Annotated in this window: 24 protein-coding genes and 3 tRNA genes; 20 read left to right on the top strand and 7 right to left on the bottom strand. The window is 68.2% G+C overall.

Annotated features, from left to right (window positions below):
- Positions 1 to 71: 71 nt before the first annotated feature.
- The 5 genes from ACGFH9_RS02315 to ACGFH9_RS02295 all read right to left on the bottom strand — a co-directional run bounded on the left by ACGFH9_RS02315 (position 72) and on the right by ACGFH9_RS02295 (position 2,230).
- The gene (locus ACGFH9_RS02315) at positions 72 to 584 is read right to left on the bottom strand and encodes an NUDIX hydrolase (protein ID WP_393214005.1); all 513 of its coding nucleotides are present in this window, start codon (positions 582 to 584) and stop codon (positions 72 to 74) included.
- 17 nt (positions 585 to 601) lie between these two features.
- Positions 602 to 733, bottom strand: a complete 132-nt coding sequence (locus ACGFH9_RS02310; RefSeq protein ID WP_393214002.1) for a hypothetical protein — start codon at positions 731 to 733, stop codon at positions 602 to 604.
- 92 nt (positions 734 to 825) lie between these two features.
- Positions 826 to 1,617 carry an ABC transporter permease gene (locus ACGFH9_RS02305; RefSeq protein WP_393213999.1) on the bottom strand — a complete coding sequence of 264 codons (792 nt, stop codon included), beginning with the start codon at positions 1,615 to 1,617 and terminating at the stop codon, positions 826 to 828.
- The gene (locus ACGFH9_RS02300) at positions 1,614 to 1,988 is read right to left on the bottom strand and encodes an RRQRL motif-containing zinc-binding protein (protein ID WP_393213996.1); all 375 of its coding nucleotides are present in this window, start codon (positions 1,986 to 1,988) and stop codon (positions 1,614 to 1,616) included. Before ACGFH9_RS02300 ends, ACGFH9_RS02305 begins: the two co-directional genes overlap by 4 nt.
- Positions 1,988 to 2,230 carry a DUF6284 family protein gene (locus ACGFH9_RS02295; RefSeq protein WP_393213993.1) on the bottom strand — a complete coding sequence of 81 codons (243 nt, stop codon included), beginning with the start codon at positions 2,228 to 2,230 and terminating at the stop codon, positions 1,988 to 1,990. The genes ACGFH9_RS02300 and ACGFH9_RS02295 overlap by 1 nt, the downstream gene beginning before the upstream one ends.
- Positions 2,231 to 2,633: 403 nt before the next feature.
- On the opposite strand from ACGFH9_RS02295, the gene ACGFH9_RS02290 reads away from it, so the two are divergent.
- Positions 2,634 to 3,500, top strand: coding sequence for a GntR family transcriptional regulator (locus tag ACGFH9_RS02290; RefSeq protein ID WP_393213990.1), 867 nt, complete (start codon positions 2,634 to 2,636; stop codon positions 3,498 to 3,500).
- Positions 3,497 to 4,189, top strand: coding sequence for an HAD family hydrolase (locus ACGFH9_RS02285; RefSeq protein ID WP_393213987.1), 693 nt, complete (start codon positions 3,497 to 3,499; stop codon positions 4,187 to 4,189). The genes ACGFH9_RS02290 and ACGFH9_RS02285 overlap by 4 nt, the downstream gene beginning before the upstream one ends.
- 57 nt (positions 4,190 to 4,246) lie before the next feature.
- Here ACGFH9_RS02285 and ACGFH9_RS02280 read toward each other — a convergent pair whose 3' ends face one another.
- Together ACGFH9_RS02280 and ACGFH9_RS02275 are read right to left on the bottom strand one after the other, a co-directional pair.
- Positions 4,247 to 5,674, bottom strand: coding sequence for an AAA family ATPase (locus tag ACGFH9_RS02280; RefSeq protein ID WP_393213984.1), 1,428 nt, complete (start codon positions 5,672 to 5,674; stop codon positions 4,247 to 4,249).
- Between the two features lie 429 nt (positions 5,675 to 6,103).
- Positions 6,104 to 6,625: a hypothetical protein gene (locus ACGFH9_RS02275; RefSeq protein ID WP_393213981.1), complete on the bottom strand. Its 522-nt coding sequence runs from the start codon at positions 6,623 to 6,625 to the stop codon at positions 6,104 to 6,106.
- A 494-nt stretch (positions 6,626 to 7,119) separates the two neighbouring features.
- Here ACGFH9_RS02275 and ACGFH9_RS02270 point away from each other — a divergent pair, with 494 nt between their 5' ends.
- The 18 genes from ACGFH9_RS02270 to ACGFH9_RS02185 all read left to right on the top strand — a co-directional run bounded on the left by ACGFH9_RS02270 (position 7,120) and on the right by ACGFH9_RS02185 (position 25,320).
- Positions 7,120 to 7,293, top strand: a complete 174-nt coding sequence (locus ACGFH9_RS02270) for a hypothetical protein (protein ID WP_355242212.1) — start codon at positions 7,120 to 7,122, stop codon at positions 7,291 to 7,293.
- Positions 7,294 to 7,353: 60 nt separating this feature from the next.
- On the top strand, positions 7,354 to 9,885 hold the full coding sequence (locus ACGFH9_RS02265; RefSeq protein ID WP_393213978.1) for a putative bifunctional diguanylate cyclase/phosphodiesterase: 2,532 nt from the start codon (positions 7,354 to 7,356) through the stop codon (positions 9,883 to 9,885).
- 92 nt (positions 9,886 to 9,977) lie between these two features.
- Positions 9,978 to 10,050, top strand: a tRNA-Thr gene (locus ACGFH9_RS02260).
- A 24-nt stretch (positions 10,051 to 10,074) separates the two neighbouring features.
- Positions 10,075 to 10,147, top strand: a tRNA-Met gene (locus ACGFH9_RS02255).
- A 132-nt stretch (positions 10,148 to 10,279) separates the two neighbouring features.
- Positions 10,280 to 10,447, top strand: a complete 168-nt coding sequence (rpmG, locus tag ACGFH9_RS02250) for a 50S ribosomal protein L33 (protein WP_007073056.1) — start codon at positions 10,280 to 10,282, stop codon at positions 10,445 to 10,447.
- Positions 10,448 to 10,572: 125 nt separating this feature from the next.
- Positions 10,573 to 11,019, top strand: a complete 447-nt coding sequence (locus ACGFH9_RS02245; RefSeq protein ID WP_393213974.1) for a MaoC family dehydratase N-terminal domain-containing protein — start codon at positions 10,573 to 10,575, stop codon at positions 11,017 to 11,019.
- A gap of 1 nt (position 11,020) precedes the next feature.
- A complete protein-coding gene (locus ACGFH9_RS02240; protein WP_393213971.1) occupies positions 11,021 to 11,413 on the top strand; it encodes a MaoC family dehydratase in 393 nt (130 codons plus the stop codon).
- A gap of 151 nt (positions 11,414 to 11,564) precedes the next feature.
- A tRNA-Trp gene (locus tag ACGFH9_RS02235) sits at positions 11,565 to 11,637 on the top strand.
- Positions 11,638 to 11,850: 213 nt separating this feature from the next.
- Complete coding sequence (gene secE / locus ACGFH9_RS02230) at positions 11,851 to 12,243, top strand: preprotein translocase subunit SecE (protein ID WP_357134040.1); 393 nt, start codon at positions 11,851 to 11,853, stop codon at positions 12,241 to 12,243.
- A gap of 39 nt (positions 12,244 to 12,282) precedes the next feature.
- The gene (gene nusG / locus ACGFH9_RS02225) at positions 12,283 to 13,005 is read left to right on the top strand and encodes a transcription termination/antitermination protein NusG (protein WP_030329862.1); all 723 of its coding nucleotides are present in this window, start codon (positions 12,283 to 12,285) and stop codon (positions 13,003 to 13,005) included.
- A 186-nt stretch (positions 13,006 to 13,191) separates the two neighbouring features.
- A complete protein-coding gene (rplK, locus tag ACGFH9_RS02220; protein WP_334498718.1) occupies positions 13,192 to 13,623 on the top strand; it encodes a 50S ribosomal protein L11 in 432 nt (143 codons plus the stop codon).
- A 79-nt stretch (positions 13,624 to 13,702) separates the two neighbouring features.
- Entirely contained in the window at positions 13,703 to 14,419 is a 717-nt protein-coding gene (gene rplA, locus ACGFH9_RS02215) for a 50S ribosomal protein L1 (RefSeq protein WP_355242194.1), read from the top strand.
- Between the two features lie 80 nt (positions 14,420 to 14,499).
- Positions 14,500 to 15,339: an ATP-binding cassette domain-containing protein gene (locus ACGFH9_RS02210; RefSeq protein WP_393213965.1), complete on the top strand. Its 840-nt coding sequence runs from the start codon at positions 14,500 to 14,502 to the stop codon at positions 15,337 to 15,339.
- Positions 15,336 to 16,025, top strand: a complete 690-nt coding sequence (locus ACGFH9_RS02205; RefSeq protein WP_393213962.1) for a hypothetical protein — start codon at positions 15,336 to 15,338, stop codon at positions 16,023 to 16,025. Before ACGFH9_RS02210 ends, ACGFH9_RS02205 begins: the two co-directional genes overlap by 4 nt.
- 337 nt (positions 16,026 to 16,362) lie before the next feature.
- A complete protein-coding gene (gene rplJ / locus ACGFH9_RS02200; RefSeq protein WP_355242184.1) occupies positions 16,363 to 16,911 on the top strand; it encodes a 50S ribosomal protein L10 in 549 nt (182 codons plus the stop codon).
- A gap of 54 nt (positions 16,912 to 16,965) precedes the next feature.
- Positions 16,966 to 17,352: a 50S ribosomal protein L7/L12 gene (rplL, locus tag ACGFH9_RS02195; RefSeq protein WP_393213958.1), complete on the top strand. Its 387-nt coding sequence runs from the start codon at positions 16,966 to 16,968 to the stop codon at positions 17,350 to 17,352.
- Between the two features lie 571 nt (positions 17,353 to 17,923).
- Positions 17,924 to 21,355, top strand: coding sequence for a DNA-directed RNA polymerase subunit beta (locus ACGFH9_RS02190; RefSeq protein ID WP_393213955.1), 3,432 nt, complete (start codon positions 17,924 to 17,926; stop codon positions 21,353 to 21,355).
- A 77-nt stretch (positions 21,356 to 21,432) separates the two neighbouring features.
- The gene (locus tag ACGFH9_RS02185; protein WP_393213952.1) at positions 21,433 to 25,320 is read left to right on the top strand and encodes a DNA-directed RNA polymerase subunit beta'; all 3,888 of its coding nucleotides are present in this window, start codon (positions 21,433 to 21,435) and stop codon (positions 25,318 to 25,320) included.
- Positions 25,321 to 25,386 lie beyond the last annotated feature (66 nt).

Here is a 25,386-nt window from a genome sequence, read left to right as displayed (position 1 = left end):
CTTTCCGGCGGCCAGAGGGTCCGGCGGCCACCGCACGTCACCGGACGGTGGGCCGGTGACGGCGGAAGCGGTCAGAGCGTCTGGCCGGTGAGGGCTTGCCACGCGGCGGCGGCGACCGGCGGCACGTCGGCCCGCGCGGCGGCGGTGGTGAGCGTGTCGAGTGGTAGCCAGACCGCGCCGTCGACTTCGGCCGGTTGGGTGGTGATCGGGGCGGTGCTGTCGGCCGTGGCGATGTACAGCAGGTCGATGTGGTGGTGTGCCGGTTCGCCCTTGTGCGGCTTCGGCGGCGCGACGAACTCGGCGACCATGAACGGCACCGGATGCACCCGGCGGGCACCGGGCACGTCGTAGCCGCCCGGCGTCCACACGGTGGCGACCACGCCGGTTTCCTCGTGGATTTCCCGGATCGCGGCCTCATCGCCGGTCTCGTCGGGGTCGACGTGCCCGCCGGGGAACTGCCGGAGTCCGGATGCCTTGTGGTCGATCAGCAGCACCCGCCGGGTAGCCGGGTCGATGACGACGGCGGAAGCGGTGAAGTGCCGGCTGTGCGCGTGCACGGTGGGGACGGTTGGACGTACGGACATGGGGCGCTCCCTTCCGGTCAGCGGGTGTGGGGCGGGCAGTCGTCGCAGGTGGTAGGCGCGGGGGCGTTGCCCCAGACCGTGGCGTAGTGCTTGCCACACGGAAGCAGCACGGTGTAGGAGTGCGCGGAGGCCGCGCGGCGGGGGATCATGGGTGTTCTCTCCCTGATGTCATCTGGCGGATGGGCAGAGGACCGGCGGCACGGCACAGGTTGCGAGCCAGGGGCCGTGCCGCCGGGCGGCGCTAGTCGTGCGTGCGAACGAGGTGCGCGAGGGCGGCACCCATGCCGAGCACCGCGACCGGCAGGCACGCGACGGCGGTGGTGATCCACCACGGGGCCGAGGTGACTCCGGCGGCCTCCAGCAGGTGGTAGGCGACCTGGCCGAGCGCGCCGATGGCGAGGGAACCGAGGGCGGACCATTTGGCGAACGTCCGCGCCCGGTCCGGCACCCGACCCGACAGCCACACGTAGAGGGCGTACGCGCCGTAGGTCTCCACGCCGATCGGGAGCGTGATCGCGCTGTTGATGGAGAAGCTGTCCCAGATCCCCGGGAGCGGGTGCACGATGCCGAACCCGGTGAGTCCGCCGAGGCCAACCCACCCGGACCAGATCGCGACGAACGCCGGCAGGGCCAGCAACACCACCGGCCACACCACCGCCGACCGGGCCGGCGCGGGCGGTGCAGGCGTGTCCGGGCGACTGACCGGCGCGACCTGCTCGACCGGCTCGGGCGGCGTGATCTCCGGCGCGGGCGTCGGGTCCGGTACGACCGGCGGCGCGGGCTCGGGTGCGGCCGGCGCGGGTGCCGGGTCCGGGGTGGCCGGCTCGGTGGTGTCGGCCGGCGGCGCGGCGGGCGTGGTCTTGAGCAGCGTCAGTAGTTCGGCAGCCTTCGGCGCTCCGATGCGGAACTCCCGCATGAGCCGGTTGCGCGACGGGAACACCTCCCCGTCCGGCAGGTCCAGCGTGCGGGCGGCGGGCAACAGATCCTCGATCGGTTGCGGGTAGCGGGTGCCGTTGATGGTGGGGGCGGTCATGCTGCGTCCTCCTGGGGGAAGGCGCACGCGAGGCATTCGCCCAGCGAGCGCGGGATGAAGTAGGGCCGCACTTGGCGGCAGGTCGGGCAGGTGCGGCGGGCCGTGAGTGCCTTGCCGATCGCGGCGCGCTGTGCGGGGGTGGCGGTGCGTTTCGGCGCGGCCAGGTCGACCCGGTAGAGGTAGGCGGCGCGGGTGCCGCCGACGCCGCGCCAAAGGATCTGAGCGGCGACGGGTTGACCGGCGGGGCGTAGGCCAGCGGCGGTCAGTTGGCGGCGGGTGGCGTAGCCGGGCGGGGCACCCTTCCACCAGTAGGTGGGGATGCCGTACCGCGCTCCGTCCGGGTCGTGGAAGGCGGCGCGGATGCGGGCCATCAGGCCGCGCGGCGCGGGTCGGTACGGGCGGTCAGGTCGGCGGCGCGGGTGACGCGGGCCTCGGCCCGGCGCAACCGCCGCCAGTCCAGCGCGGTCGGGCCGCCGTGGTCCTCGGCGTAAATCAGCGTGATTTCCGCGTCGAGCAGGTCCAGTTCGGCCGCGATCAGCGGCCACTCCGACTCGATGCCGGCCAGGTCGGCGGCGGTCGGCTCGGCGGTGGCGGCGGCAAGGTGCGTACGCACGGGGAAACCTCCGGTGTGTCGATGAAGTGGGGAAAGCCCCGGGGTGCGACCAGATCGGCCGCACCCCGGGCGAACAGGAATCAGGGGCAGAAGCAACCGCGCGCCAGATCCGGCCCGCTCGCCCCGCTCGCCCGGGATCTACCGGGGTCGGCCACCGTGTGGCTCAAGGCGGGGATGCCGCAGACGGATCTACGCGGCGCTTCTGCTGTTCAGTTCTCAATGAACGACCACACGACCGGCCCGTGAGCGCGCAGCGCAGTGCGCCACCTTCTCCGACTTCCGTTCGGCTTGTCGTACCTGGCTAGCCAGGTGCAACGCGACGAACGTAAGCCGGCTTGGCTAGTCAGGTCAAGAGGGCGCGGCGAACTTTCCCAACTTGGCTAGTCAGCGCTACCGTGAGCGGGTGAGTGAGAACCTTGACTTCCTCGGCGAGCTGGACCCCGACGACCCCAAACAGGCCTCGCAGCAGATCGCGAACAAGCTGCGGGCGGCCATCCTCACGCGCCGGCTCGCGCCCGGCGACAAACTGCCGTCGCAGCCCGACCTTGCCGCCCGCTACGGCGTGGCGCGGGAGACGGTCAAGCGAGCCTTGGACCTGCTCCGAGCAGAGCGGCTGATCGTGTCCCGGCAGGGCAGCGGGGCGTTTGTCCGCGCGCAGACGCAGCGGGCCGTCGAGCTGCGGCCACACATCGAAGCCTCGTTCGAGAGGCCGCACGTCACCATCGACTTCGCTGGGTTCTCCGGCGAGACGCTGCGAGACGCGCTCGCCGAGGCGCTCGACAAGGTGCGGGTTGGCAGGCTCGCGCCGGAGACGATCGCGGTGCGGGTCCTGATCTCCGACATGACGGCGCCCATGGCGCTGCCGGCTCGGGCCGAGACTCAGGCCGACGATCCGGCGGTGCGAGAGCGTGCCGAGCGCATCACGCGCCGGGCGGCTGACGGGATCATCGACCAGGTAGCCGAGCTGGGCGACCTCGGCCTGATCCGCTCAACCACGGTAGAGGTGCGGATGCACCGAGCATCGCCCCTGTTCAAGCTCTACATCCTGAACGGGGAAGAGGTCTTCTACGGCTTCTATCCGGTGGTCGAGCGCACCGTCTCGATCAAGGGTGAGCCCATGGCGATCTACGACCTCATGGGCAAGGACGTGCCGTTGTTCCACTACGCCGTGACCGACGACGACACGTCTCACGGCACGCAGTTCGTGGAGGCGTCCCGCCAGTGGTTCGACTCGGTGTGGTCGACCATCGCCTACCGGTACGACGGATGAGCGCCGACCTACGCCACCTGCTCGGCGAGATCGGCGCGGTGCTGCTCGACTTCGACGGGCCGGTGTGCAGCATCTTCGCCGGGTATCCCGCGCCGCAGGTCGCGGCCGAACTGGTGGACGTACTTCGGCGGCGCGGGGTCGACGTGCCACCGGACCTCGCCAGCGAGCCGGACCCGCTCGAAGTGCTGCGCCGCATAGGCGCGGCCGGCGACCACGGCGTCACGCGGGCGGTGGAGGATGCGCTTTGCGAGGCTGAGCGCCGGGCCGTCGAGACTGCGGCACCGACGCCGTACGGCCGGGAGGTCATCGTGGCGGCCCGGCAGGTCGGGATGCCGGTGGCGGCGGTGAGTAACAACTCGGCCGGCGCGGTGACGGCCTACCTCACGGCGCACCGGCTCGCCGAGCACGTGTCACCGGTCATCGGCCGGGCGTACGCCGATCCGGCCCGCATGAAGCCCAACCCCGAACCGATCCTGCAAGCCGCCCGCACTCTCGAAATACCGCCGCGCCTCTGCGTGCTTGTTGGCGACTCTCTCTCGGACATTGAGGGTGCTCAAGCCGCCGGGATTAGGGTAATCGGATACGCGAATCGTGTGCCGAAGATCGCAGCGTTCCAGCTTGCTGGCGCTGACGCAGTCATCACGAGCATGGGCGATCTAGCCCACGCTCTGCTGCCGCCAGAGTTGTAGCGCTCGCGGCACCTCGGAATGCTGAGGTGCCGCGATACTCATGCCTGCATGAGGCGCCTATCGACGGCCTTTGCGTCGCCTATTACCAATCCCCTTGAACTTCGATGTCGGATTCGGCTTGACCTTGGGGGGTACCGGAACTTTCTTGAGGGCAGCAATTTGAGTAGCTGGGCTGCTGTTCATCGTCTCTGACTCGGGAAACATGGTTTGAACCGTGCCAACCCGCTCGGCTAGTTCGGTCGCCGCTCTCCAGCGAAGGAAAAAGGCGAAGTACGGGTCGGAGATATGCAGGGTGGTGAGTTTGGCGTCGTAGTCGACCACAGGCTCGCCATCGATTTGATCTCGCGCGATCTTCGACATCTCGTCGAGGATGCGTGCAATCTCCTGTCCGCGAGGGGCTTCCTCTCCTGCGATATCTCGCATGGCAGCACGGAGAGTCTCGTACGTGATGCTTGTCAGCGGACCAGTGCGGCCGATCGCCATCAACACAGCGCCGTAGATGTCCACGACCATGCCGTTCTTGAGACGCCTCGGCTTTCGGTCGGTACGCTGGCGGGGTCCTCTAGCGAGCATGTCGAATGCCGTCTTCGAGGCGGCAGTTGAGCGCTCCTGGAAAAAGGAATCCCACAGTGGCTCTTGTAGGAGCTTCGGACTCTCCTGACGCTCTCTAACGTCACTCTGCTTTACGGCTTGCAGGCAAAAGTCTTGCATGAGGTGGGGGCTGGCAAAACATTCTCTAGCGAGGCGCTCGCCGATAACCCCAGATTCATCAATTACATTAAGGGCGTCGAACCCTTTACTTGCAATGCCGCGCAATTCGTCTTGGGACCAGAAGTCAATCTTCATCTGCTGGACGCGGCCGGTCATCTCTCGCTCGACTCGGATTACGTCGTATGCCCGGTGCGGCACCGCAATTACGATCACGGGCAGCCCATCGAAGACCAAATCCTTGAGGGAGCGAACGATTTCCGTCTGAACCTCTACTGGTATGTAGTGGAAATCGTCGATCACCAGGGGTATCAGCGATTCCCGGAGGGCTCTCCGTGCCGCTACCTCGATTGGTCTGCTTCTGCCAGTTTTGTCGGCTAGGGCCGTAGCCGTCGACTCTTGGCCCGATCTCGACGCCTTGCCGATGGCGGGCACCTGCAGTTCGCCCGTCAGGGTGCGAGTCTCGGTGTCTGTGTACTGGCGACTGCTCTCATAGACTGTCTGTAGACCAAGGTCGTCACCGACGTTGATCCACAGGTCCGCCGCGCTCTTGATGTCGCCGCCGGACACTCTGATGGCGTCAAGATCTCGCAGCACCCTTCGGACCAAGACCGTCTTGCCAGTCTTCGTGGGTCCAGAGATAGACAGGATTCGGTGTCTTTCGTCGAGATAGTCCTGCACCATCTCTTCAAGCCCAAGCTGGGTCCGGGGGTTGTAGGTGATCTCGGGCAGGCCGCCGGCCTTGAAGACCTGACCAGCTGGTAGGCGCGTCGTCACGGTCCGACCATACGTTAGAGGTGTGTAACTTTCTCGATGCCGCGCGGCAAGCCTGACCTTGCGGCGGGAGGAGCATGCCGGGTGGGTCTCGGCCGCCCGCACGTGTCACGGACGTGTCAGGAACTAGTTCATCTTGACTGTTTGCGCAGGTCAAGCGCGTGCGAGTGGCGCACTGTAAATCCGTCGCGAAAGCTACAGAGGTTCGAATCCTCTACCCGCCACCAGGTGCAGACACGGCCCCCGACCAGCAGAGATGCTGATCGGGGGCCGTTGTCGTTCGTCCGGCTTGGTCCGCTCGGTCCACCTAGTGACGACTGGCCGTGGGCACGTCGATGAGGACCTGGCGGTGGTCAAGCCTTGAAGGGCCGGGGCTGGTGCGGCTCCGATCCCGCGCCGCCTCATCGAGCTGCTGTGCTCGTACGCCGAGAACTACGGGGTCGGCTCGGACGGTATGGCGGCCCCACCGATCAGGCGACGCGCCTCGGCGATCACGCTTGCGCCGACATCCTCACGGGTGCTGCCGCTGTCCTCGTGTCCTTCATAGCCGGAGTCAAGGATGTCGTAGGCGATGGCAAGGCCGATGAGTTCCTCCGCCAGGGGAGTGCCGTCCCAGGTGATGAACTGGTACGCCCAGGAGGTGAGGTCGGGGGGCGTGATGGTCTGTGCGAGCAGGCGGCGGGCCATGATCCGGAGGGCTTCCTCCTGGCCCTCTCGGGTGCCCTCGGGGTAGTAGGTCAACGAGAGTTCCGCGAGGGTGTCTGCAAGCCAACGCCGCAGTTCGTCGCTCTCGCCGCCCTTCGTTGGCGAGATGCCTGCGAGGATCCGGAGATTCAGGCCGTCCATGCCTGCCGTGAGGCAGTCACATGCTGCCGCGATCACGTCGGCCGCCGTGCTCGGCCTGACGCTCCACAGGGTGGCGGCGTCCTGGCGGCGGGCGAGGGCATCGTGCACCGGTACATGATCTGCCGGCTGGTCCCCGCTGTCGCCCGCTTATCTGCCTGTGAGGCTGGCCCGGCCCATCCCGCGCTTCGCCGCCCGCCCGGGAGCGGTACGACCGCCGACGGCAGAAGGAGGGCGAATCGGGTCGCGTCCACCTGCTTGTGTCTTTGCGGGAAGAAGGTATGGTGGTCGATGTCTGGGCCGCGTCGGTGCGCTTCCAGACCATCGCATTCGTCACGGAGAGCGATCGGGCAGGATTGGACAGCGGATCCCTCCGATCGCCTGGGTGAATTGTGCCGTAGGTCGCATCAAGCGCTGGGTGAAGCGCTGATGTCGCAGGAAGGGGCCCTGATCTGGCCCGGCTCGTGGAGGCGCAGTGGGCCGAAGGGCGCGACCTCACCAACGCTCGGATGGGTGCGGCCATCACCGCTTTCCTGCGTACCTTGCGTGTGGCACGATCGTGGAACCTCCACCATCCCTGTGACACTTCCCCGACAGGAGCCAACATGTCTGGTCGAAGGCTGGGCCGGTCACTCGGCTCGCTCCTCGTGCTCGCCGCTGTCCTCGGTGGACTGATCGGTGTTGACGCCCTCGCTAGCGGGGGCTACGCCCAGATGACCGACGTCGTGTGGGGCGCGGGTCTGGGCGATGTCGTGTGGGGCGTCGCCGCTTCCCGGTGACTCACGGGGCGTCGCCCGTGAGGGCAGCCCTGGCGGGCGGCGTCTTTCAGAGGGAGCGGTATGGCCGAGCGTGACCAACGGCGTAAGTCCACGGACCACGCTTGGCTCATCACCGGCCCCATGGCGTTGATCGCCATCCTCTCCTGCACCGCGATCAGTGTCATCTCACACCGTCCCTACGGGGACTGGGGACTGGCTTTCCTGATCTTCATCGCGATGACGGGCATCAGCATTCCGGTGCTGAACTTCGTCGTCCGGCGGCAGTCCGTGGGCGTGACGCTCACGGAGATCCCACTCGTGGTGGCGCTGTTCTTCCTGCCGCCGTTGACGGTGGTCCTGATCTACACGCTGGCCTCGTTGATCTGGAGCGCCAGGCAGCGCTTCGCTCCGGCGAAGTTCTGGTTCAACGTCGCGCGTGCTGCGGCGGCCACGTCGCTGGCCGGGCTGCTCCTGTTGCGGCTGCCGCCGCTGCACGACGTTGGTCCGGGGACATGGATCAGTCTCTTCCTCGCGGTCAACACGATCACCCTGGTCAGTCTCGTCTCGGTCGTCGGCGTACACGTGCTCCTCCAGGGCTGGCAGGCCGGCCGCGAGGCGCTGCGGACGACGCCGTCGGTGTTCCTCACCACCTCGATCAACGCATCCGTCGGTCTCCTCGTGCTGATCGCGTTGCGCAAGACCTGGTGGTCGGCGCTGCTGTTGGCGGCCCTGTTCGCGGCGCTCGCCCTGGTCTACCGGTCGTACGCCCAGTTCTTCCGGCAACACCGCACCCTGACCGGGATGTACGACCTGGCTCGGTTGATCACCACGAGCGGCGCCGACGCGGCACTTGCCGACGTCCTGCTCGACCGGGTTCGTGCTCTCATGCAGGCAGAGTCGGCGACGCTGTGGCTGCCCGCCCAGGGGCGGCATCCGGAGGTGCTGTTGACGGCCCGGGTCGACACGCCGGGGCTGCTCGATGTCGCTCCGACGCCGTCGATTCTTCGTGAGCGGACACGGGAGTTGGCGAAGACCCTGTCGATGGGGCGTCTGCTGGGTGACGAGGGGGCGCTGCGTCGCGAGATCAGCGCCAGCGAGATCAAAGACGTGATCGTGGTGCCGTTGCGCTCCGGGCAGGCCGTGATCGGCACCCTGGAGGTGGCGAACCGGCTCAGTGACATCGGGCACTTCGCCCCTGGCGACATTCCCATCTTCGAGACGGTGGCGGCGCACGCGGCGGTGGCGCTGGAGAATTCCCGGCTGGTCGACCGCCTCCGGCACGACGCCTACCACGACACCCTGACGCGGCTGCCCAACCGGCGGCGGGTCACCGGGGCGCTGGACGAGTCGGTGAAGATCGGCGCGCCCGACGAGGTGGTGGCGTTGCTGCTCTTCGACGTCGACGGGTTGCAGCAGGTCAACGAGTCACTCGGCCACGCCGCCGGTGACAAGGTGCTCGTCGAGGTCGCCAACCGTCTGCGGGCCAGCGCACCGTCGTCGGCCCTGGTGGGTCGTGTCGGTGGCGACGAGTTCCTGGTGACCCTGCGCTTGGAGAACGCCGACGCGGCGCTGGAGCTGGCAGAGCAGCTCCGCGACCAGATCCGCGACGAGATGGTCTTCGACGCGCTCACCCTCGACGTCAACACGGCCGTCGGGGTGGCCGTACACCCGGATCATGGCAGCGATGCCGCGACCTTGCTGCTGAGAGTCGACTTGGCGGCGAACGCCGCCAAATCGGTGCCCGGCAGTGTGCAGTTGTTCAACCCGGGCCTGGAATCCCGGTCGCTGCGCCGGCTGGGTCTCGCCGGTGACCTGCGTCAGGCGTTGGACCAGGACGAGCTGGAGGTCTACTTCCAGCCCAAGGTGACCCTGCGGGACCGCCGTCTGGTCGGTGTCGAGTGTCTGGCCCGGTGGGAGCATCCGACGCACGGCACCGTCGCTCCCGAGGACTTCGTGGCGGTGGCCGCGCACACCGGCCAGTTGAGTCGGCTCACCGAGGTGGTGCTCCGCGAGGGTCTGCGGCGCAGCCGGGACTGGGCCGAGGCCAACCAGCCGCTGCCCATCGCGGTCAACCTCGCCGCCCGTACGCTCACCGATCAGCACTTCCCGGACCGGGTGCAGGAGCTGCTGACCGAGTACGGGGTGCCGGCGCAGCGTCTCACCCTGGAGATCACCGAGTCGGGCGTGCTGGACGGCACGGACCGGCCCATCCCGACGCTGCGTCGGCTCCGCGATCTCGGCGTCCGGCTGTCGGTGGACGACTTCGGCACCGGCGACTCCTCGCTGGCCCACCTACGCCGGTTGCCGGTGCACGAGGTGAAGGTGGACCGGTCCTTCGTGCAGGGCATGGCGACCGATCCGGGGGATCTGGCGATCGTGAACGCGGTGGTGACGCTCTCCCAGCAGTTCGGCCTGGCCGTGGTCGCCGAGGGTGTGGAGAGCGAACTGACGTTGGAGCTTCTTCAGGACATCGGATGCGAGATCGGTCAGGGCTTCCTGTTCAGCCGACCGCTGCCGTACGAGCGGCTGGCCGCCTGGTTCGGGGCACAGGTGGACCCGGAGACGATTTCCGGGTCCGGCGGGGAGCTTCCGCGCCTGCGCGTGGTGCCCTGAGCTGGGCATATACGGTCGCCAGGGATCCGATTTCACCTGCCGACCGGTGCCGTGTATTCTACTTCTGCGCGCCCCACGGGGAGATCGCGCAGGCCCCCTTAGCTCAGTCGGCAGAGCGTCTCCATGGTAAGGAGAAGGTCTACGGTTCGATTCCGTAAGGGGGCTCGAGGGTTCAGCTGGACCCACCGCGGCGGTGTAGCTCAGATGGTAGAGCAAGCGGCTCATAATCGCTGTGTCGCCGGTTCAAGTCCGGCCACCGCTACTCTCGTCTTCCGAGCTCGTTCTCGGTGGTCGTTGAGGTGGGCGCCACTGGCGCCCACTTTGCATGTCCGCGCAGTCAGCGTCTAGGCTGACGCGTCGTAGTTGTTTCCGTTAGCGAGGAAGGCACTCCGCCGTGGCGAAGGCTACCGATGTCCGGCCGAAGATCACTTTGGCGTGTGTGGAGTGCAAGGAGCGCAACTACATCACGCGCAAGAACCGCCGGAACGACCCCGACCGCATCGAGCTGAAGAAGTTCTGCCCGCGCGACGGCCGGCACACGGTTCACCGCGAGACCCGCTGACCGCTGGCCGGCACACGCCGGCCACCGTCGAAGCTTTCCCAGCCGCCGATCTGACCGGTACGGCGCGGCATCGCCGCAGCCTACCGACCAGATCGGCGGTTGTGCTTTCCGTGTAGGTTCGCGGCATGTCCTTGGACCCTTCATTCGTCGGCCGGACGTACCCGCCGACCGCCCCCTACCAGGTGGGCCGAGAAAAGATCCGTGAGTTCGCCACGGCCATCGGGGCCACCGACGCCGCTCACCACGACCGGGCCGCGGCGCAGGCCCTGGGCCACCCGGACGTGGTCGCCCCGCCGACCTTCCCGGTGATCGTCACCATGGCCGCGACCCGCCAGATCATCGAGGACCCGGACCTGGGAGTCGACTACAGCCGCCTCGTCCACGGGGACCAGCGCTTCGCGTACACCCGGCCGGTGGTCGCGGGCGACGAGCTGGTGTGCACCAACACCATCGAGGAGGTCACCAACCGGGGCGGGCACGGCCTCCTGACCACCCGTACGGACGTGAGCACCGTCGCCGGGGAGCCGGTGGTCGCCGTCTGGGCCCGGTACGTCATTCGTGGGGAGGCCTGAGATGGAACTGCCAACCAAGACGTTCCGGGTGACCCGAGCGGACCTGATCCGCTACGCCGGCGCCTCGGGCGACTTCAACCCGATCCACTGGAGCGACCGGGTCGCCACGAAGGTGGGTCTGCCCGGGGTCATCGCGCACGGCATGTTCACCATGGCGCTGGTCGGCCGGGCGGTCACCGAGTGGGCCGGCGCGCCCGACGCGGTGGTCGAGTACGGCGTTCGATTCACCCGGCCGGTGGTGGTCCCCGACGACGACCAGGGGACCGAGGTCGAGGTGACCGCGCGGGTCCGCGAGCTGACCGAGGACGGCCTCACCCGGCTCGAGGTGACCGCGACCTGTCTGGGCGACAAGGTGCTGTCACAGGCGCGGGCGACCATCCGCACGACACGCTGAGGCGCCCCCGTTGCCACGCTGAATCGGCTTCGCCACGCGTGGTGGGGAGACCGGTTGGGAAAGTCGGGCGCCTACCCGTACACTGGTCCGCCGTGGGGCAAGTGACCCCTGCTTGGTCGTCTGTGACCGGGTGGGGCGAGTGTTGCCGCACAGGGGTGTAGCTCAATTGGCAGAGCAGCGGTCTCCAAAACCGCAGGCTGCAGGTTCAAGTCCTGTCACCCCTGCGCCTCAGGCCTGACCGTTCCCGTGGGTCGCGCCGCCGACAAGGCGGCGTCCGGCCCGTGGTGGTGGCATCGGCGGGGTGGCTCCGAGGCAATCGGGGCTCCCGGTCGAACCACCGGCCGCGGCCCGTCGCGGGACGGTTGGGTCCGGCAGGCGTGACCAGCGCCGCGTACGCCGCCCGGCGTGCGACCCGAGATTCCGCGACGGAGGGCGAAGTGGCCGACAACAAGCGGCGCGGCGAGGACGCCGGCGACGATCGTCTCGACGACGAGATCGTCGACGACGTAGCCGACGACGACGCCACCGGCGCGGACGAGCCGGTCTCCCGGGGAGGCACCGCGACGCGGGCCCGCGCCCGGGCGGAATCGGCGGACAGCCGGCCGACCACGAGGTCGGAAACCGGTCGGGTGGGCGTGTTCGGCCGCATCGCCCGGTTTTTCCGCGAGGTCGTTGCCGAACTGCGTAAGGTCATCTGGCCGACCCGCAAGGAGTTGCTGACGTACACCGCCGTGGTGGTCACGTTCGTCGCGGTGATGCTGACGATCGTGGGCGTGCTGGACTACGGCTTCGCCAAGGCCGTGTTGTTCGTCTTCGGCAACTCGGACTGACCGGCTGTCTCCAGCCGATAGTGACGGAAGTGAGCGAGCGTGCCTGAGTACGACGAGACCGCCGGAGAAGTGGACGAGCAGTCCACGGTCGCGACGGCGGCTGGTGACGAGTCGGTTGAGGCCGCCAGCGAGCCGGAGTTCCCCACCACCGAGCCTGCGCCGGACGAGGACTACGACCCGGTCGCCGAGCTGCGGCAGAAGCTGCGTTACGCGCCGGGTGACTGGTACGTGGTGCACTCGTACGCCGGTTACGAGAACAAGGTGAAGACCAACCTCGAGACCCGGATCACGAGCCTCGACATGGAGGACTTCATCTACCAGGTCGAGGTGCCGACCCGGGAAGAGGTCGAGGTCAAGAACGGTAAGCGTTCGCAGATCCAGGCCAAGGTCTTCCCCGGTTACATCCTGGTCCGGATGGAGCTGACCGCCGAGTCGTACTCGTGTGTCCGGAACACCCCGGGCGTGACCGGCTTCGTCGGCGCGACCGACCGGGCCGACCGGCCCGCGCCGCTGTCGCTCGACGAGGTGCTGAAGTGGCTGGCGCCGGCCGTCGAGACCGAGCAGAAGAAGGCGAAGCCGGAGATCAAGGTCCTCGACTTCGAGGTCGGTGACTCGGTCACCGTCACCGACGGCGCGTTCGCGTCGCTGCCGGCCACGATCAGTGAGATCAACGCCGACCAGCAGAAGCTCAAGGTGCTGGTGTCGATCTTCGGTCGGGAGACCCCGGTGGAGCTCAACTTCAACCAGGTCGCCAAGATCTGACCGGTCGTCGGCGGCGGGCCCGGCCCGCCGCCGACGTCGCGTGCGCCCTCCCGCTCGACCTCGGCGGACGAGCGGGCTGCGGTCTGCGCTACTCTTGAACGTCGCCGTTGTCGCACCGTGCTGACCGTGCGCGCCCCGAGAGCGGTGACGGCCGCATTTTCCCAGCTCCAAGCCCCAGGAAGTGACATGCCTCCGAAGAAGAAGCTCGTCAAGACGTTCACGCTTCAGCTGCCGGCGGGCCAGGCCACGCCGGCGCCGCCGGTCGGCCCCGCGCTCGGCCAGCACGGCGTGAACATCATGGAGTTCTGCAAGTCCTACAACGCGCAGACCGAGTCCCAGCGGGGCGACATCGTCCCCGCCGAGATCAGCGTGTACGAGGACCGGTCCTTCACCTTCGTGCTGAAGACCCCGCCCGCCGCCCGGCTGCTGATCAAGGCCGCCGGTGTACAGAAGGGCTCCGGCGTCCCGCAGGCGGAGAAGGTCGGCTCGGTCAGCCGTGCCCAGCTGCGTGAGATCGCCGAGAAGAAGATGGCCGACCTCAACGCCAACGACCTGGCCCAGGCCGAGAAGATCATCGCCGGCACCGCCCGGTCGATGGGCATCACCGTCAACGACTGACGTCGGCTTCCCGCCAACGCACCGATCGTGGGAGGGCACGCGCCGAGCGGCCCGCCAGAGACCACAGGAGTAATCAGCAATGCAGCGCAGCAAGAGCTACCGCAAGGCCGCCGACGTCATCGACCGGTCGAAGCTCTACACCCCCGCCGAGGCCGTGAAGCTGGCCAAGGAGACCACCAACGTCAAGTTCGACGCCACGGTCGAGGTCGCCATGCGCCTCGGCGTCGACCCCCGCAAGGCGGACCAGATGGTCCGCGGCGTGGTCAACCTGCCGCACGGCACCGGTAAGACCGCCCGCGTGATCGTCTTCGCCAGCGGCGCGAAGGCCGAAGAGGCCGCCGCGGCGGGTGCGGACGAGGTGGGCACCGACGAGCTGGTCGCCCGCATCCAGGGTGGTTGGCTCGACTTCGACGCGGCGATCGCCACGCCGGACCAGATGGCCAAGATCGGCCGGATCGCGCGGATCCTGGGCCCGCGCGGTCTCATGCCGAACCCGAAGACCGGCACGGTGACCATGGACGTCACCAAGGCGGTGCAGGACATCAAGGGCGGCAAGATCACCTTCCGGGTGGACAAGCACTCCAACCTGCACCTGATCATCGGCAAGGCCTCCTTCTCGGAGACCCAGCTGGTGGACAACTACGCTGCGGTGCTCGACGAGGTCCTGCGGGCCAAGCCGTCCGCGTCCAAGGGCAAGTACCTGCGCAAGGTCATCCTCACCACCACGATGGGTCCGGGCGTTCCGATCGACCCGAACCTGGTGAAGAACATCCGCGAGGACTCGGCCGACGCCTGAGTCGACAGCTCGCTCGTACCGGGGCGCCGCCACGATTGTGGCGGCGCCCCGGCGCGTCCGGGGTGTGGCAAGCTCACCGCATGCGGCTGGAGAACGTCTGGTTGCGGTACCACCGGCGCGGTCCGTGGGTGCTGCGGGGCGTGGACGTGCGGATCGGCCCGGGTGAGGTCGCGGTCGTCCTCGGCCGCAACGGCGTGGGCAAGTCGACCCTGCTCCAGGTGGCCGCCGGGGTGCTGCGGCCGGGCCGGGGCCGGGTGGCCGACCGGCCGGCCCGGGTGGGCTGGGTGCCGGAGCGCTTCCCGGCCGACCAGCCTTTCACCGTGTCCCGCTATCTGACCGGAATGGCCCGCGCGGCCGGGCTCGGGCCGTCGGCGGCCGACGCGGCGGTCACGACCTGGACGCAGCGGCTCGGGCTGGGCGCGTTCAGTTCGGTGCGGCTTGCCGAGCTCTCCAAGGGCACCGCGCAGAAGGTGGGCCTCGCCCAGGCCATGCTGCGGGCACCGGGCCTGCTGGTGCTCGACGAGCCGTGGGAGGGCCTGGACGCCGCGACCCGCGAGCTGGTCCCCGAGCTGATCGACGAGGTGCTCGCCGACGGTGGCACGGTCCTGGTCAGCGACCACCGGGGCGAGACGGTGCGGCTGCCCGCCGCGCGTCGCTGGTCGGTGGCCGCCGGCTCGCTGACCGAGGAGACCGCGCCGACGGACGAGGAGGCCATCGCGGTGGTCGAGGTCGCCGTGCCGGCCGCGCGGGTCGCCGGCACCGTCGCCCGGCTGCGGGCCGAGGGGCATCAGATTCTTCGGGTACGCGCCGACGCCTCCACCGTGGCACCCCAGGCGCAACGGCCCACCCCGTCGACGTCGACGGGGCGACCGGGAGCGGCCGACGCGGTGGTCGAGCCGAGCACGGGGGAGGGCCGGTGAGCGCCCTGGTGCGGATGCGGCTGGCCGGCTTCCTGCGTACCGGGCGAGCGTTGGCACCCCTGCTCGCGGGCCTGGTCGTACTCGGCACGCTCTACGGCGGCGGCCGGTCCCAGCCGGCGGAGGCGTACGGCGTCTCTGCCGTGGTGCTCTTCCCGGTGCTCGCGTGGCAGACCAAGATCCTGTTGGACATCGAGCCGGACGTGCAGCGCCGGCTCGCCCAGGTGACCGTCGGGGTGGCCCGGGAGCGACTGGCCGGCCTCCTGGCGGCCGGTGTGGCGGCGCTGGTCGCGGTGGCCGTCGCGCTGGCCTTCCCGTGGCTGGTGGGCGGGGTCACCGGCCCGGTCGAGCCGGGGGACCGGTCGGTGCTGGTCGGCATCGCGCTGGGGTTGTGGGCGCACCTGCTCGCCGTACCGGCCGCTGTCGCTCTCGGCGCGTTGGCCAGCCGGGCGTCCGTGGGCGGTGCCGCGTACGGCGTCGCGGTGCTGGCGCTCGGCGGTGTCGGCGCGGTGGCGCTCGGCCTGCGCGGCTCGGTCGCGCCCTGGCTGGTACCACCGATCATGGCGACCGCACGGACGACCGCGGGCGACGCCGCCGCGCTGACCCTGCTCGGGCTCACGGTGTGGGCGTTGGCGTGGAGCGCGGCGGTCACCGTCGCCTACCTGTGGCGGCGCCGGGCCCAGGGTTGAGCGGCACCGGTGACGTGATCCGGCTCACCGGGGGCGATTTGGCGCTGGTGGTGCCGGCGCGTAGTCTTCAGGTGTCATCCGTGTTGTTGCGGATGGAGAACCACCCAGAGACCGCTGGTCACCGTGTTTCGGCACGGTCGAAGGTCCCGCGACATCGGGCGACCCGCGTAGGGCGGCAAGCGTAACTCGGCAGTGAGCGTGGTCCGCCGACCATGACGATCCGCCGGCCCTCGCCCCGTGCGCCCTGCGCCGGGGCTTTTCGTTGTCGTGCTGCCTCCGCCCCCGCTTCGGCTTCGGCCGTTCGGGGACCAGCCTCGAGTAACGAGAGAGGAGGGACATGGCGGACAAGCCGATCCGAGCCGACAAGGCCACGGCCGTCGCTGAGCTGACCGAGAGCTTCCGCAGCGCGGGTGCCACCGTGCTGACCGAGTACCGCGGTCTGACGGTTTCCCAGCTCACCCAGCTGCGGCGCTCGCTCGGTGCCGAGACCAGCTACACGGTCGCGAAGAACACGCTGGCGAAGCGTGCCGCGACGGACGCGGGCATCACCGGCCTCGACGAGCTGTTCACCGGTCCTACCGCGCTGACTTTCGTTTCGGGCGACGTCGTCGAGGCGGCGAAGGGGCTTCGTGATTTCGCGAAGGCCAACCCGAAGCTCGTCATCAAGGGCGGTGTCTTCGAGGGCAAGGCCATTTCCGCGGCCGAGGTCACGAAGCTTGCCGACCTGGAGTCCCGCGAGGTGCTGCTGGCCAAGCTGGCCGGCGCGATGAAGGGCAACCTGAGCAAGGCCGCGGCCCTGTTCCAGGCCCCGCTCGCCAAGGCCGCCCGTGCGGCGGCCGCCCTGGCGGACAAGAAGCGCGAGCAGGAGGGCGCCGAGGCGGCCTGAGGCCCTCCCGGCGCACACGTTCTTACTTAACAGATTCAGGAAAGGACGCCAGACATGGCGAAGCTCAGCACCGACGAGCTGCTCGACGCGTTCAAGGAGATGACGCTGATCGAGCTCTCCGAGTTCGTGAAGCAGTTCGAGGACACCTTCGAGGTCACCGCTGCGGCTCCGGTCGCGGTCGCCCAGGGTGGCGGCGGCGGTGCCACCGCTGCTCCGGTCGAGGAGGAGAAGGACGAGTTCGACGTCATCCTCGAGGCTGACGGCGGCAAGAAGATCCAGGTCATCAAGGTCGTGCGTGAGCTGACCGGCCTGGGCCTCAAGGAGGCCAAGGACGCGGTCGAGTCCGCGCCGAAGGCCATCCTGGAGAAGGTCAACAAGGAGACCGCCGAGAAGGCGAAGGCCAAGCTCGAGGGTGAGGGCGCCAAGGTCACCCTCAAGTGACCTGACGTTCCACCTGCGCGTACCCGGCTCGGTGAGCTGGGACACGATCGCGTCGCGGCGGGCGGTGATCCGACACGGGTCACCGCCCGCCGTGTTTCGTGGAACCGGCGACAACCGTCCTGAGCTGGGCACCGATGGTCGTCGACGGACCAGGAGGACGAGCGTCCGGATCGCCCTCAGGTGGGAAAGAACCGACGACCCGGATACCGGCCCTTGACGTGGCACCGGCCTGCCAGGCACGCTGACACCAGCAAGACACCGCGCTTGCGACGGCCACGATGTGGGTAATGGCAGCGACGGCACCATCGGTCGCGGTCACCCGAGCGGCCCAGTGGGGAGTTGCGTTCTGAGCGGCCCGGCAGACCCCGGTTCACGGGGGCCGAGGCGCGTTCCGCAAACGACCTGCGGGGTGGGCTGGACAGCGGTTAGCCTCTCGGCTACACTGCTAGTTTGCGCTGCCTTCCGACTTGACCCCTGCTCGGAAATGTCCGTTTACGGATAATTCTGGTGGGGTCATTGGAGTGCACGCGTACCAGCCGTTCTGCAGCACCGGTCCTCGGAAGGACGCATCTTGGCAGCTTCCCGCCCTGCGAAGACCAGTCGTACGTCGAGCGCATTCGCTCCCCGCCGAGTTTCATTCGGCAGGATCACCGAACACCTCGAGGTCCCCAACCTCCTTGCCATCCAGAACGAGTCCTTCGACTGGCTCGTCGGCAACGAGGCTTGGCAGGGCCGGTCGGCGGACGACCCGCACGCACGCTCGGGTCTCGCGGAGATCCTTGAAGAGATCAGTCCCATTGAGGACTTCTCCGGCACCATGTCACTCTCCTTCTCGGCGCCGCGCTTCGACGAGGTCAAGGCCTCGATCGAGGAGTGCAAGGAGAAGGACCTGACCTACTGCGCTCCGCTCTTCGTGACCGCGGAGTTCACCAACAACACCACTGGCGAGATCAAGAGCCAGACGGTGTTCATGGGTGACTTCCCGATGATGACGCCCAAGGGCACCTTCGTCATCAACGGCACCGAGCGCGTCGTGGTCAGCCAGCTCGTCCGGTCTCCGGGCGTGTACTTCGACAAGCAGCCGGACAAGACCTCCGACCGCGACCTCTCCAGCGTCAAGGTCATCCCGAGTCGGGGTGCCTGGCTGGAGTTCGACATCGACAAGCGCGACACGGTCGGCGTACGTATCGACCGTAAGCGCCGGCAGGCCGTCACGGTCCTGCTCAAGGCCATCGGATGGTCGGCCGAGCGGATCCGTGAGAAGTTCGGCTGGTCCGAGCTGATGATGACCACGCTCGAGAAGGACCACATCGCCGGCGCCGACGAGGCCCTGCTAGACATCTACCGCAAGCTGCGCCCTGGCGAGCCGCCGACGCGCGAGAACGCCCAGACCCTGCTCGACAACCTCTTCTTCAACCCGAAGAGGTACGACGTCGCCAAGGTCGGGCGCTACAAGTTCAACAAGAAGCTCGAAGTCGACGTGCCGATCACCACCGGCACGCTGACCGAGGACGACATCGTCGCCACCGTGGAGTACCTGTGCCGGCTGCACGCCGGTGAGGACGGCTACGAGGCCGACGACATCGACCACTTCGGCAACCGGCGCCTCCGTACCGTGGGCGAGCTGATCCAGAACCAGGTTCGGGTCGGCCTCTCCCGGATGGAGCGTGTCGTCCGCGAGCGGATGACCACGCAGGACGTCGAGGCGATCACGCCGCAGACCCTGATCAACATCCGCCCGGTGGTGGCGGCGATCAAGGAGTTCTTCGGTACGTCCCAGCTGTCCCAGTTCATGGACCAGACCAACCCGCTGGCGGGCCTGACCCACCGGCGTCGGCTGAGCGCGCTCGGCCCGGGTGGTCTGTCCCGGGAGCGGGCCGGCTTCGAGGTCCGCGACGTGCACCCGTCCCACTACGGCCGGATGTGCCCGATCGAGACGCCGGAAGGCCCGAACATCGGCCTGATCGGCGCGCTGTCCACCTTCGCCCGGGTCAACCCGTTCGGCTTCATCGAGACGCCGTACCGGAAGGTCGTCGAGGGTCGGGTCACCGACCAGATCGACTACCTGACCGCGGACGAGGAGGACCGGTTCGTCAAGGCCCAGGCCAACGCGCGCCTGAAGGCGGACGGCACGTTCGCCGAGGAGCGGGTGCTCTGCCGTCGTAAGGGCGGCGAGACCGAGGACGTCGTCCCCGGTGCCGTCGACTACATGGACGTCTCGCCCCGGCAGATGACCTCGGTCGCGACCGCCATGATCCCGTTCCTCGAGCACGACGACGCCAACCGGGCACTGATGGGCGCGAACATGCAGCGCCAGGCGGTGCCGCTGGTCAAGGCCGAGGCACCGCTCGTGGGTACGGGCATGGAGTACCGGGCCGCGGTCGACGCTGGCGACGTGGTGGTCGCCGAGGTCGGCGGTGTGATCGAGGATCTCTGCGCCGACTACGTCACCATCCACCAGGATGACGGCCACCGCCGGACGTACCTGCTGCACAAGTTCCGCCGCTCCAACGCCGGCTCCTGCGTCAACCAGAAGCCGGTCGTCTTCGAGGGCGACCGCGTCGAGGCCGGTCAGGTCATCGCCGACGGTCCGTGCACCGACGAGGGCGAGATGGCACTCGGACGCAACCTGCTGGTGGCGTTCATGTGCTGGGAGGGTCACAACTACGAGGACGCGATCATCCTGTCGCAGCGCCTCGTGCAGCAGGACGTGCTCACCTCGATCCACATCGAGGAGCACGAGGTCGACGCCCGGGACACCAAGCTCGGTCCGGAGGAGATCACCCGCGACATCCCGAACGTCAGCGAGGAAATGCTCGCCGACCTCGACGAGCGCGGCATCATCCGGATCGGTGCCGAGGTCGTCCCCGGCGACATCCTGGTCGGCAAGGTCACGCCCAAGGGTGAGACCGAGCTGACCCCGGAGGAGCGACTGCTCCGCGCGATCTTCGGTGAGAAGGCGCGTGAGGTTCGGGACACCTCGCTGAAGGTGCCGCACGGCGAGACCGGCACGGTCATCGGCGTGCGCACGTTCTCCCGCGAGGACGGCGACGAGTTGCCGCCGGGCGTCAACGAGCTGGTCCGGGTCTACGTCGCCCAGAAGCGCAAGATCCAGGACGGCGACAAGCTCGCCGGCCGGCACGGCAACAAGGGCGTCATCTCCAAGATCCTGCCGGTCGAGGACATGCCGTTCCTCGAGGACGGCACTCCGGTCGACATCGTGCTCAACCCGCTCGGTGTGCCGAGCCGGATGAACATCGGCCAGGTTCTGGAGACCCACCTCGGTTGGGTCGCCAAGACCGGTTGGAAGGTCGAGGGCGACGACGCCGAGTGGAAGCGCCAGCTCCGCTCGATCGACGCGCACGAGTCCGAGGGCGACACCAACGTGGCCACCCCGGTCTTCGACGGTGCCCGCGAGGAGGAGATCTCCGGTCTGCTCGAGTCGACCCTGCCCAACCGGGACGGCAAGCAGCTGATCGGTCGTACCGGTAAGGCGCAGCTGTTCGACGGTCGTTCCGGTGAGCCTCTGCCGGACCCGATCGCGGTCGGTTACGTCTACATCCTGAAGCTCAACCACCTGGTCGACGACAAGATCCACGCTCGGTCGACCGGCCCGTACTCGATGATCACGCAGCAGCCGCTGGGTGGTAAGGCGCAGTTCGGTGGTCAGCGTTTCGGTGAGATGGAGTGCTGGGCGATGCAGGCGTACGGCGCTGCCTACGCCCTGCAGGAGCTGCTCACGATCAAGTCCGACGACGTGCTCGGCCGGGTGAAGGTCTACGAGGCCATCGTCAAGGGCGAGAACATCCCGGAGCCGGGCATCCCGGAGTCGTTCAAGGTGCTGCTCAAGGAGCTGCAGTCGCTGTGCCTCAACGTTGAGGTGCTCTCCAGCGACGGTGTGGCCCTGGAGATGCGCGAGACCGACGACGAGGTGTTCCGGGCCGCGGAGGAGCTGGGCATCGACCTGTCCCGGCGCGAGCCGAGCTCGGTCGAAGAGGTGTAAGTGGTGCGGGTTGGGGGCCCTCCGGCCCCCAACCCCGCCCGTGATCTAGCTGTAAAGACGACGACATAGGGGACATAGTGCTCGACGTCAACTTCTTCGACGAGCTGCGCATTGGTCTCGCCACCGCCGACGACATCCGTCAGTGGTCGCACGGCGAGGTCAAGAAGCCTGAGACCATCAACTACCGCACCCTGAAGCCGGAGAAGGACGGACTCTTCTGCGAGAAGATCTTCGGTCCGCAGCGGGACTGGGAGTGCTACTGCGGTAAGTACAAGCGCGTCCGGTTCAAGGGCATCATCTGCGAGCGCTGCGGCGTCGAGGTGACCCGCTCCAAGGTCCGTCGTGAGCGGATGGGGCACATCGAGCTCGCTGCTCCGGTGACCCACATCTGGTACTTCAAGGGCGTTCCGAGCCGGCTGGGCTACCTGCTGGACCTCGCCCCCAAGGACCTCGAGAAGATCATCTACTTCGCCTCGTACGTCGTGACGAGCGTGGACGCCGAGTCGCGTCACCGCGACCTCTCGACGATCGAGAACGAGATCCTCGCCGAGAAGCGGCAGTCCGAGAACAGCCGCGACTCGGAGATCGAGAAGCGGGCCGCCAAGCTCGAGGCCGACCTGGCCGAGCTGGAGGCCGAGGGTGCCAAGGCGGACGTCCGGCGCAAGGTCAAGGAGGGCGGAGAGCGCGAGATGCGCCAGATCCGCGACCGGGCCCAGCGCGAGATCGACCGCCTGGACGAGGTGCTGGACACCTTCCGCAAGCTGGAGCCGAAGCAGCTGGTCACCGACGAGCTGCTCTACCGCGAGCTGCGCGACCGGTTCGGTGAGTATTTCACCGGCTCGATGGGCGCCGAGGCCATCAAGGCGCTGGTCCAGAACATGGACCTCGACGCCGAGGCCGAGAGCCTGCGCGAGACCATCCGGTCCGGCAAGGGCCAGCGGAAGATCCGGGCGCTCAAGCGGCTCAAGGTCGTCGCGGCGTTCCTGAACACCCGCAACTCACCGCTCGGCATGGTGCTGGACTGCGTTCCGGTCATCCCGCCGGACCTGCGCCCGATGGTGCAGCTCGACGGTGGCCGGTTCGCGACCTCGGACCTCAACGACCTGTACCGCCGCGTGATCAACCGGAACAACCGCCTCAAGCGGCTGATCGACCTCGGCGCGCCCGAGATCATCGTCAACAACGAGAAGCGGATGCTCCAGGAGGCCGTCGACGCGCTGTTCGACAACGGCCGTCGTGGCCGGCCGGTCACCGGTCCGGGTAACCGTCCGCTCAAGTCGCTGTCCGACATGCTCAAGGGCAAGCAGGGCCGGTTCCGCCAGAACCTGCTGGGCAAGCGCGTCGACTACTCCGGCCGTTCGGTCATCGTGGTCGGCCCGAAGCTCAAGCTGCACCAGTGCGGTCTGCCCAAGCAGATGGCGCTGGAGCTGTTCAAGCCGTTCGTGATGAAGCGGCTGGTGGACCTCAACCACGCGCAGAACATCAAGTCCGCCAAGCGGATGGTCGAGCGTCAGCGCCCGGTCGTGTGGGACGTGCTGGAAGAGGTCATCGGCGAGCACCCGGTGCTGCTCAACCGGGCGCCGACCCTGCACCGCCTGGGCATCCAGGCCTTCGAGCCGCAGCTGGTCGAGGGCAAGGCCATCCAGATCCACCCGCTGGTCTGCACCGCGTTCAACGCCGACTTCGACGGTGACCAGATGGCGGTGCACGTGCCGCTGTCCGCCGAGGCGCAGGCCGAGGCGCGGATCCTGATGCTGTCGTCGAACAACATCCTCAAGCCGGCCGACGGCAAGCCGGTCACCATGCCCACCCAGGACATGGTCATCGGTCTGTACTACCTCACCCACCTCACCCCCGGTGAGAAGGGCGAGGGCCGGGTGTTCAGCTCGGACGCCGAGGCGCAGATGGCCTTCGACAACGGTGAGCTGGGCCTGCAGGCGCCGGTGAAGATCCGCCTGCGCGACGTGGTCGGCGTCGACAACGGCTCTGGCGCCGAGGCGTGGACCGCCCCGGAGGGCTGGGTCGAGGGTGACCCGCTGACCGTGGAGACCACCCTGGGTCGGGTGCTGTTCAACGAGACGCTGCCGCAGGGCTACCGCTTCGTGAACTACGAGATCCGCAAGGGTCAGCTCTCCGCGATCGTCAACGACCTCGCCGAGCGTTTCCCCAAGGTGGCGCTGGCCGCCACCCTGGACGGGCTCAAGGAGGCCGGTTTCCACTGGGCCACCTGGTCCGGCGTGACGATCGGCATGGAGGACGTCATCGCTCCGCCGCGCAAGGCGGAGATCCTGGCGAAGTACGAGAAGGAAGCCGACCGGATCGACAAGCAGTACCAGCGTGGTCTGATGACCGCCGAGGAGCGTCGCGGCGAGCTCATCGAGATCTGGACCAAGGCGACCAACGAGGTCGCCAAGGAGATGGACACCGCGCTGCCGCAGGAGAACCCCCTGTGGGTAATGATCAACTCGGGTGCTCGCGGTAACCTGCTCCAGCTCCGGCAGATCGCGGCGATCCGTGGTCTGGTGGCCAACCCGAAGGGCGAGATCATCCCGCGGCCGATCAAGGCCAGCTACCGGGAGGGTCTGTCCGTGCTGGAATACTTCATCTCCACGCACGGTGCCCGTAAGGGTCTCGCCGACACCGCGCTGCGGACCGCCGACTCGGGTTACCTGACCCGTCGTCTGGTGGACGTCTCCCAGGACGTGATCATCCGCGAGGAGGACTGCGGCACCGACCGGGCGATCCCGATGCAGATCGGCGAGAAGCTCGACGGCAAGCTCGTCGTCCACACCCACGCCGAGACCAGCGTGCACGCCCGGACCCTGGCCGACGACATCAAGGGGCCGGACGGCACCGTGGTGGCCGAGCGCGGCCAGGACGTCAACTCCATCGGGGTCGACAAGATCGTCGCCGCTGGTGTGGAGACGGTCCGGGTGCGCAGCGTGCTCACCTGCGAGTCGAAGCTGGGCGTCTGCGCGGCCTGCTACGGCCGTTCGCTGCCGACCGGCAAGTCGGTCGACATCGGTGAGGCCGTCGGCATCATCGCCGCCCAGTCCATCGGTGAGCCGGGTACGCAGCTGACGATGCGTACCTTCCACACCGGTGGTGTCGCGGGTGAGGACATCACCCAGGGTCTGCCGCGTGTGCAGGAAATCTTCGAGGCCCGGGTCCCGAAGGGTAAGGCGCCCATCGCCGACACCCCCGGTCGGATCCGCATCGAGGACGGCGAGCGCTCGCGGAAGATCATCGTGGTGCCGGACGACGGCAGCGAAGAGATCGTCTACGACAAGATCTCGAAGCGCGTCAAGCTCCGGACCCACGACGGCGGCCACGTCGCGGTCGGCGAGAAGCTGACCGAGGGCACCATCGACCCGCACGAGCTTCTGCGGATCATGGGTCCGCGGGCGGTCCAGGTCCACCTGACCAGTGAGGTCCAGGAGGTCTACCGCTCGCAGGGTGTGCTCATCCATGACAAGCACATCGAGATCATCATCCGCCAGATGCTCAAGCGGGTGACGGTCATCGACTCCGGCTCGACCGAGTTCCTGCCGGGCGTGCTGGTCGACCGGGCGCTGTTCGAGTCGGAGAACCGCCGACTCGTGTCGGAGGGTGGCGAGCCCGCCGCCGGCCGTCCGGTGCTGATGGGTATCACCAAGGCCTCGCTGGCCACCGACTCCTGGCTCTCCGCGGCCTCCTTCCAGGAGACCACGCGGGTGCTGACCGACGCTGCGATCAACTCGCGCAGCGACTCGCTGGTCGGCCTCAAGGAGAACGTGATCATCGGTAAGCTCATCCCGGCCGGTACGGGCATCAGCAAGTACCGCAACGTCCGGGTCGAGCCGACCGAGGAGGCCAAGGCCAAGGTCTACTCGATGACCGGTTACCCGGAGACCGACTACGGGTTCGGGCCGGCCAGTGGGCAGGCTGTGCCGCTGGACGACTTCGATTTCGGGTCGTACCGCTAAAGCACCGATACCGACGAGGCCCCCGGCAGCCGCCGGGGGCCTCGTCGTGTGCGGACCGCCGTGGCA

The sequence above is a fragment of the Micromonospora sp. NPDC049102 genome, from assembly GCF_043197485.1.
Classification (GTDB): domain Bacteria; phylum Actinomycetota; class Actinomycetes; order Mycobacteriales; family Micromonosporaceae; genus Micromonospora.
This window is presented reverse-complemented; position numbering and strand designations above follow the sequence as displayed.